2 protein-coding genes are annotated in these 8556 nt (G+C 74.2%); both read right to left on the bottom strand.

Annotation, left to right across the window (positions count from 1 at the left end; genetic code table 11):
• A partial coding sequence (locus tag E9549_RS21770) for a LamG-like jellyroll fold domain-containing protein (protein WP_236828683.1) occupies window positions 1-3504 on the bottom strand: 3504 nt, incomplete at its 3' end.
• Between the two features lie 240 nt (window positions 3505-3744).
• Complete coding sequence (locus tag E9549_RS21765) at window positions 3745-8205, bottom strand: PKD domain-containing protein (RefSeq protein ID WP_236828682.1); 4461 nt, start codon at window positions 8203-8205, stop codon at window positions 3745-3747.
• Window positions 8206-8556: the final 351 nt, after the last annotated feature.

The following is an 8556-nucleotide window of genomic DNA, read 5'->3' as shown; positions in this document are numbered from 1 at the left end:
CCAGGCGTGCCCGGCGACGGCACCGTCGGAATCGGTCGAGCCGCTGCCGTCCACCGCCACCGACAGACCCGCCACCTGCGCGGTGAAGGACGCCGCCGGTGCCACGTTCGCCGGGGGCGGGGGCGGCGCGGTCTCCCCCACCGCGGTGACCTGCAGGTCGTCGAAGCGCACCGCCGTGGCCGCCGTGGCCGATCCGGGCCGGTAGGCGGCGATCCCCACGGCGCCGGGCGCCTGGAGTGCCGCGGTGGTGTCGGTCCGGGTGAGCTGCGGGTCCTCCGGCTGCGCCGTCCCCGAGGCCCAGACCCAGGCCGCGATCTCCGCGGTGCCCGCGCCGGTGACCTGTACCCGCGTCTCCAGCGCCGATCCCGGCGTCCAGGTCAGGCCGGGGACGACCGACTCCCCGCCCGGCCAGGACTCCGAACCGCCGGAGAGCCGGGACAGCGCCAGGTACACACGTCCGTCAGCGGCCACGCGCACCCGCACCCGGTACTCCTGACCGGCCGTCACGCGGCGCCCGGAGACGTACACGTAGGTGCCTGCACCGGTGGGTGCCGCCGACAAGGTGAAGGACGTCCGGATGTCGGCGCTGGTCTGCACGACCGAGCCCAGGTGCGCGCCGGTGTTGTTGCCCGCCGAGGGCAGCGACAGCACCGCCGCGCCCCCGGACGCCGACAACCGCGAGGCGCCCGCCGACGCCGTCCAGGCGCCTCCGACGTCGGCCGTGCCCAGCCCGCCGGTGACCGACCGCTCGAACGCGTCGGCGGCCAGCACCCGCGGCTGCTCCGGCTCGGCGGGCTGCTCCGGCTCGGCCGGCGCGGTCACCGTGACCTGCTCGGTGGCCGTCGCCGTCAGCCCCTCGTCGTCGGTCACCGTCAGCGTCACCGGGTAGGTGCCGGCCGCTGCATAGGTGTGCGAGGCGGTCGCGCCGGTGCCGGTCCCGCCGTCGCCGAACGACCAGTCGTACGAGGCGATCGCCCCGTCCGGATCGGTCGAGCCGGAGCCGTCGACGGAGACGGCGAGGTCGGTCACCGAGGAGGTGAACACCGCCGAGGGCGGGACGGGAGCGACGGCCCCGGAGCCGACGGCGACGTGGCGGGCGACCTGACCGGTGCTGAGCGCGGTCGGGTACACGGCCACGTCGTCCACCAGGCCGTCGAACCATGCGCTGCCGGACCAGCTGGTGTCCCCACCGATCCGCCAGTAGCCGTTGTAGGCCTGCGCCGACGTCGTGTCCGTCCGCGACCCGACGAGCTCGCCGTCCACGTGCAGCGCCATGCCGGCAGGGCTCAGCGAGGCGGCGACGTGGTGCCACTGCCCGTCGTTGTAGGAGGACGCGCTGCTGACCGTCCGCATGGCGCCGGGGTAGACGCCGAACAGCACCCGCCCCTCGGCGTCGAGGTAGACGTGCCGGTCGTAGCTGCCGCTGGTGCCGGTGCTCGCGGAACCGAAGCCGACGATCTTGCCGCCCGCCGTCGACGTGGTGCGGAACCACGCCTCGACGGTGAACGTGCCCGGGCCCGCGACAGCGGTACGGGTGGCGGCGAGGCCCGCACTCGTGCCGTCGAACCGGTACGCGGTGTCGGGGTCGCCCGCGATGGCGCCCTCCTGCCCTCCGCTCACGCCAGTGCCGACGGTGAGGTCCGAGGCGCCGGCGTGGTCGAGGGCGGTGTCCCCGGATGGCTCGCCCAGCGGCCAGTAGTGCTGCGCACCGTCGGCCCGCACGGTGTCCGCGTAGTCGCGCTGCAGGACGGAACCGGCCGCGACCTCCACCGGAACCCAGGGCGAGTCCGCCCGGTTGCCGAAGGCGTCGACGACGCTCACCCGGTAGGTGTGAGCACCCGCCGCGACCCCGAGGTCGACGAAGCCCATCGGCTGCGTGCGCCACCAGAGCGAGGACCGCGTGGTCTCGTGCACCGGGGCGGTCTCGCCGTCCCGGTAGACCCGGTAGGTGAGGTGCTCGTTGTCCCGGTCGTTCACCGAGGTCCAGCTGATCCGCGCCATGCCACCCAGTGGCGACCCGGCCGCGACGGCCAATCCGGTGCCGTCGGGGCCGATCCGGTTGGGGGCGGCCGAGGGCAGCGCGTACCGCACCAGCCCCTGCTGCGCGGCACCGTTCACCCGCGGGAACTCCCCGCCGTAGACGACGTAGGTGTCGTTGCCGGCGACGCTCCACCCGGCCTGCCCCTGGCCGGTGAACGTGCCCGGCGACATCGTGGGGAACCAGTTCAGCAGGGACGGCGCCGGCTTGCCCTGCAGGAGGGTCCCGCTGGAGGGGTACCCACCGGTGTCGTTCTTGTGGACCACGGTCCCATCCGGCATCACCCGGCTGTTGAAGAGGGTGGCCGTGCCCACCGTGCCGGTCGCCTGGAGGCTCAGCGCGGTGGCGTAGCGGTGCACGCGCGGGTTGTGCTCGTGGTAGCCGCCGATGTTGGCGCAGACGTGCGGGTGACCCGCGAGGTATAGCGCCCCGTTCATGGGGTGCACGGAGTAGCTGTCCCCGTGGCAGTCGTTGACCCAGTTCACCGCCCCGCCGTCGGCGGCGGCCGAGAACGCGCCCTCGAGGTTGCCGGGGCCGAAGTAGTCGTAGGCGACGCCGTAGACGCTGGCGCCGTCGGTGGTGAGGTCGTAGACGGCGCCGTTGACGCCCTGATTGGTGATCAGCCGGTTGACGGCGAACGGCCTGGTCGCCCCGGTGACCGCGTCCAGCGCACCCACACCGGTGGCCTTCACGCCGTTGAGGGTGTCGAAGTGCCCACCGGCGACCACCTGCGAGCCGCCGCCGGTGACGACGAGGGCGCGGACGACGTCGCTGGTGCCGGTGCTGCTGTTGCGATTCAGCACCGGGCCGGGACCGGGGACGGGGTTCCAGGGCAGCAGCGCACCGTTGGCGGCGGTCACCGCCGCCAGGCGGTGCCGGCTCTGGGACCCGATCGCGGTGAACGTGCCGCCGAGGTAGACCGTGCTGTCGGTGGCGGCGATGGCCCGGACCGAGCTGCTGGCGCTCGGGCGGAAGTCGGGGACGAGCGCACCGGTGGCGGTGCTGTAGGCGGCGACCCGGTTGCGGACCTCACCGTTCGCCCGCGTGAAGTCCCCGCCGACGTAGATCCGGGAGCCGTCCGGGGACGCGGTCACCACCAGCGCCTGGGCGTTCAGGTCGGGCGCGAAGGAGGTGACCAGCCGGCCGGTCCGGATGTCGTAGGCCAGCAAGTTGTTCCGTACGGTCTCCTGCGTCCCGGGGGCCGCACCCGCCGGCCGGGCGCGGGAGAACCGTCCGGCCACGTACACGGTGTCCCCGACCACCACCTGGGACCAGGCGACGCCGTCGATCTGCGTCGTCGGCAGCGCGTCGGCGGTGACCGTGACCGGAGTGGCCGGCGACGGCGCCACGGGCGCGGAGTCGGCGCGGGCCGAGGCCGGCACGAGCGCCAGCGACCCGGCAGCGAGGATCAGGCCGATCGCGCCGGTCAGCACCCGGCGGCCGACCGTGCTGGTGGGTGCGCGCATCAGGTCGTCTCCCCGAACTGGTGGTGTGCCCTCGCGACCCACGAGCGGGGAGCGCAGTCGGGGTGCACCATGTCACTTTCCGTACATGGTGGCGATCACCCGATGCGGTGCATCTGCGCTTTCGCAACACGTTGTTCGCCGGCCACGGTGACGGCCTGTCAGCAGGAAGGGTTGCACCGGCCAGCACGGTGCCGGGTCGGCTGCGAGAGCCGGCCCGGCACGTGGCGTCGCGCCGGTGGCTCAGCGCGCCGCGGTGACCAGGAGGTCGTCGAAGCGGACCTGCACCGGGCTGGTCGAGCTTCCCGACAGGTAGGCGGCCAGGCCGATCGCGCCCGGCGACTGGAGAACCGCGGTGGAGTCGGTGCGCGACAGCGTCGGGACCGTCGGCTGCTCGGCACCTGCCGCCCACACCGTCAGCTCCAGGTTCGTCGCGCCCGTGCCGGTCACCCGCAGGTGGACCTGGAGCGGCATGCCGTCGGTGTAGGTCAGCCCGGGCAGCGTCACGAAACCGAGCGTCGCCTCCACGCCGTCGGCCTCGCGGACCAGCGAGACACCGACGTCGCCACCGGGCAGGACCCGCACCCGTGCCCGGTACTGGGCGGAGTCGACCCGGCGACCGGTCACGTAGGCGTAGGCGCCGCTGCCGTTGGCCGGCGTCCGCGAGAACGACACGGTGGCCCGAACGTCCACGTCCGCGGCGGAGACGCCGGCGAGGACCGAAGCAGCGTTGTTGCCCGGGCCCACCGCCAGGACCGCGGCACCGTCGGCCACCGACTGGCGACCGGCACCGGCCACCGGCGTCCAGGGCCCGCCGGAGTCGGCGGCGCCCAGCCCACCGGTCACCGAGCGCTCGAAGGTGTCCGCCGCGATCTGCTCCGCCGGCTCCTCCACCGGCGGCGCCGCCGACGCGGTCACGGTCACCGACCGGGTGGTGGTCGCGGTGGCACCCTCGTCGTCGGTCACGGTCAGGACGACGGCGTAGGTGCCCGCCGCCGCGTACGTGTGCGTCGCGGTCGGGCCGGAGCCCGTCGCGCCGTCCCCGAAGTCCCAGTCGGCACGGGCGACACGGCCGTCGGCGTCGGTGGACCCCGTCGCGTCCACCGCGACGGAGAGCTCGGCGGTCGTCGCGGTGAACGCGGCCGTCGGCGCGAGGTTGGTGTGCGCACCGGCACCCACGAGCCCCACGCGGAAGGCGCTGAAACGCACCGCCGTGGCCGCCGTCGCGCTGCCCGGGCGGTAGGCCGAGAGGCCCACCGAGCCCGGGGTCTGCAGCGCCGCGGTCGTGTCGCTGCGCGTCAGCTGCGGGGTGGCCGGCTCGGCCTCCCCGGCGACCCACACCGCGGCCGTGACGGTCGTCGGCCCGGTGCCGGAGACCTGCACCCGCGCCGCGAGCGTGGTGCCCGGCGTCCAGGTCAGCCCCGGCACGCGCACCTCGCCGCCCGGGAAGCCCTCGGCGCCTCCGGTCACCCGCGACAGGACCAGGTGGACCCCGCCGTCGGCGGCGACGCGCACCCGCACCCGGTACTCCTCCCCCGCACCGACCCGGCGGCCGGTCAGGTACACGAAGGTGCCGCTCCCGGTGGGGACCGAGGACAGGGTGAACTCGCTGCGGAGATCGGCGCTCGCCGTGCTCACCGAGGCGAGGTGCGAGCCGGTGTTGTTGCCGGCGCCCGGGAGAGCCAGCTCGGCGGCGCCGTCGGCGACCGACTGCCGCGGGCCACCGGCGGTGACGGTCCAGTCGCCGCCGACGTCCGCAGTGCCGAGGCCGCCGGTGGCCGACCGGGCGAAGGTGTCCTTGGCGATGGGGGCGGTCGGGACCGGCGCGGTGACGGTCACCTCCTGGGAGGTCGACCCGGTGGCCCCCTCGTCGTCGGTCACCGTGAGCGTCACGGTGTACGTGCCGGCCGCGTCGTAGGTGTGCGTGGCGCTGGCGCCGCTGCCGGCCGGGGAGCCGTCGCCCCAATCCCAGGAGTGGGTGGCCACGGTCCCGTCGGCATCGTCGCTGGCCGAGCCGTCGGCCGTGACGACGAGGTCGCGACCGCCCGCCGTGAACGCCGCCACCGGGGCCTGGTTGACGCGCACCGGAGCCACGGTGACCAGCGTCTTCGCGACCGTGGTGGCGCCCAGGTCGTCGGTCACGGTCAGCGTGACGACGTAGCTCCCCGCAGCGCCGTACGTGTGCGTCGCCGTGGCGCCGGCGCCCCGCTCCCCGTCGCCGAAGTCCCAGTCGTAGGCGGCCACGCTGCCGTCGCCGTCGGCCGAGCCGCCACCATCGAGCGTCACGGTCAGACCGGCGGTCGTCGCACGGATCCGAGCCGTCGGTGGCATGTTCGAGGCCACGCCGACCCCGCCGACAGCGGCGTGGGCGGCGACCTGCTGGGCAGAGAGGGCGCTCGGGTACACCGCGACCTCGTCGATCAAGCCGTCGAAGGTGTTCGACCCGGACATCGCGCGGTCGCTGCCGACCCGGAAGTAGCCGTTGTACGAGCGGCCGCTGGTCGTGTCGCTGCGCGATCCGACCAGCACGCCGTCCACGTAGAGCGCCATGCCCGCCGGGCCCATGGTGGCGGCGACGTGGTGCCACGTGCCGTCGTTGTACGAGGCGTCGCTGGTCACCGTCCGCTGCGTCGTCCAGAACCAGACCGGCACCGAGACGCCGAAGTTCAGCCGACCGCGGGAGTCGAGGTAGACCTGCCGGTCGTACGTGGAACTGCTACCGGTGGCCCGGTTGGCGAAGCCCGTGATGCGCCCCCCTGTTGCGGATGTGGTCCGGAACCACGCCTCCTGGGTGAAGGTGTTCGGCACGGTGCGCGCGGCTCCGGTGGCCAGGGAGGCCGTCGAGCCGCCGTCGAAGGAGTAGGCGGTGTCGTCGGCGATCGCACCCACGGCGCCCCGGGTGATGCCGGACCCGACCGTCATCGGAGCGGTGCCGATCGAGTCCCCGGCGCTGCCGGACCGCTCGCCGAGCCGCCAGTGCGACGATGCGCCGTCGGCCCGGACGACCTCGGCGTAGGGCCGTGTCTCGCCGCCGGTGGCAGCGGCGACCTCGACGCCCACCCAGGGGGTCGCGACGCTGTTGCCGAACGGGTCCGTCGCGGTGACGCGGTAGCGCAGGCTGCCGCTGACGCCGGCGTCAGTGGCCTGCATCGCGGGGCGGTCCCACCAGGTGGAGGCCTGGACGGTCTCCGCGACCGGCAGGGCCTCCCCCTCGCGCTCGACGCGGTAGACGAGGTTGGCGTTGTCCTGGTCCGACGTCGCGGTCCAGTCCACAGTCACCCGGCCGGGCGCCGGGGAGGTGGCGGCGGCCGTGAAGCCCGCGTCCGCCGGGCCGACCGCGTTGGGCGCGGTGTCGGGCAGCGCGAAGCGCACGAGTCCCTGCTGGCCGACGCCGTTGACCCGGGGGAATTCACCGGCGTACGCGACGTACCGGCCGTTGCCGGTCACCGACCACCCTGCCTGGTACTGCTTGGTGTAGTCGCCCGGGGTCATGGTGGGGAACCAGGGCAGCAGGGAGCCGGCGGGCTGACCGCGGAAGTTGCCGTTGGCGATCGTCGCGTTACCGACGGTGCCGGTGGGCTCCAGGGTGAAGGCGACGCCGAACTTGAACACCTGCGGGCTCTGCTCGGGGAAGCCCCCGATGTTGCGGCAGTCGTGGCTGTGGCTGGCGACGTACACGACGCCGCCGCTCACGTGGCTGGAGTAGGAGTCGCCGCGGCAGTCGTTGATCTCGACGATCGCACCGCCGTCGGCCCGGACCACGAAGGAACCCTCGAGGTTGCCGGGGCCGCCGAAGTCGTAGGCGGTTCCGATGACCAGGTCTCCCGAGGCGCTCAGGCTGTAGACGGCCGAGTCGGCCCCCTGGTTGGTCAGCCGCTGGTTGATGGCGAAGGGCCTGGTGACGCCGGAGACCGGGTCGAGGGCGGTGACGCCGGTGGCCTTGACACCGTTCATGGTGTCGAAGCGCCCCCCGGCGATGATCTCCCCCGTGCCGGCGATGGCCAGCGCCATGACCTGGTCGTTGCCGTTCGTGCGCGCGCCGCCCGGCACAGGGGCCCACGGCAGCAGGCTCCCGTCAGCCGCGGTGACCGCGGCGAGCCTGCTGCGGCTGACGCCGCCGACGGCGGTGATGCTGCCGCCGAGGTAGACGGTGTCGTCCGTCGCCGCGATGGCCCGCACCTGGCTCTGCATCGCCGGGGCGAACCCCTCGACCAGGGCACCGGTCGCCGTGTCGAAGGCGGCGACCCGCCGGCGCGTGTGCCCGTCGACGGCCGTGAAGTCGCCGGCGACGTAGACCCGGGAGCCGTCCGGCGAGGCCGCGACGGCCAGCACCTGGCCGTTGAGGTCGTGAGCGAACGAGGTGATCAGCTCGCCGGTGCGGATGTCGTAGGCGAGCAGGTTGCCGCGGGGCGTCTCGCCGGTCCCGGCGGGTGCGCCGGCCGGCCGTGCGCTGGTGAACGAGCCACCCACGTAGACGGTGTTGCCGACGATGGCCTGCGCCCACGCGACACCGTTGATCTGCACGGTCGGCAGGGCGTCGGCGGTGACCGTCGTCGGCGTGGCCGGCGAGGGCGTCAGCGGAGCGGAGTCGGCGCGAGCAGCGCCGGGCAGCAGCGCCAGGCTGCCGGCCGCCAGCAGCAGGCTGACGACGCCCGCGATGGCGCGAGCGGATGCGCGCCGGGTCGGGCGCGAAGACGTGGACATGCCGGATTCCCCCGTGTGCCAGGACCCGAGAGCGGCGGCCTCCCCCTGGATGCCGTCGTCGAGTACCGGCAGTGACCATGACAGTGCGTCATGGCCTTGACGATCACCTGATCAGGGGACCGGCGGACATCGGGTCCCCCCACGAGGTGACTGAGATGACGCTCGGTCACCCCCACGGTCACCGCGGGCTGACCGCATTGCCGGGGACCGGTTCCCTCGCGGAACCGGCCCCCGGCTTCCCTCACTCGACCGCGGTGACCTGCAGGTCGTCGAACCGGACGGCGACCGGGCTGCTCGAGCTGCCCGACAGGTAGGCCGCCAGGCCCACCGAGCCCGGCGCCTGCAGGGCCG

The organism is Blastococcus sp. MG754426, from assembly GCF_021699055.1.
GTDB lineage: Bacteria > Actinomycetota > Actinomycetes > Mycobacteriales > Geodermatophilaceae > Blastococcus.
The sequence above is the reverse complement of the archived record's forward strand: the minus strand, read 5'-3'. Positions and strand labels throughout refer to the sequence as shown.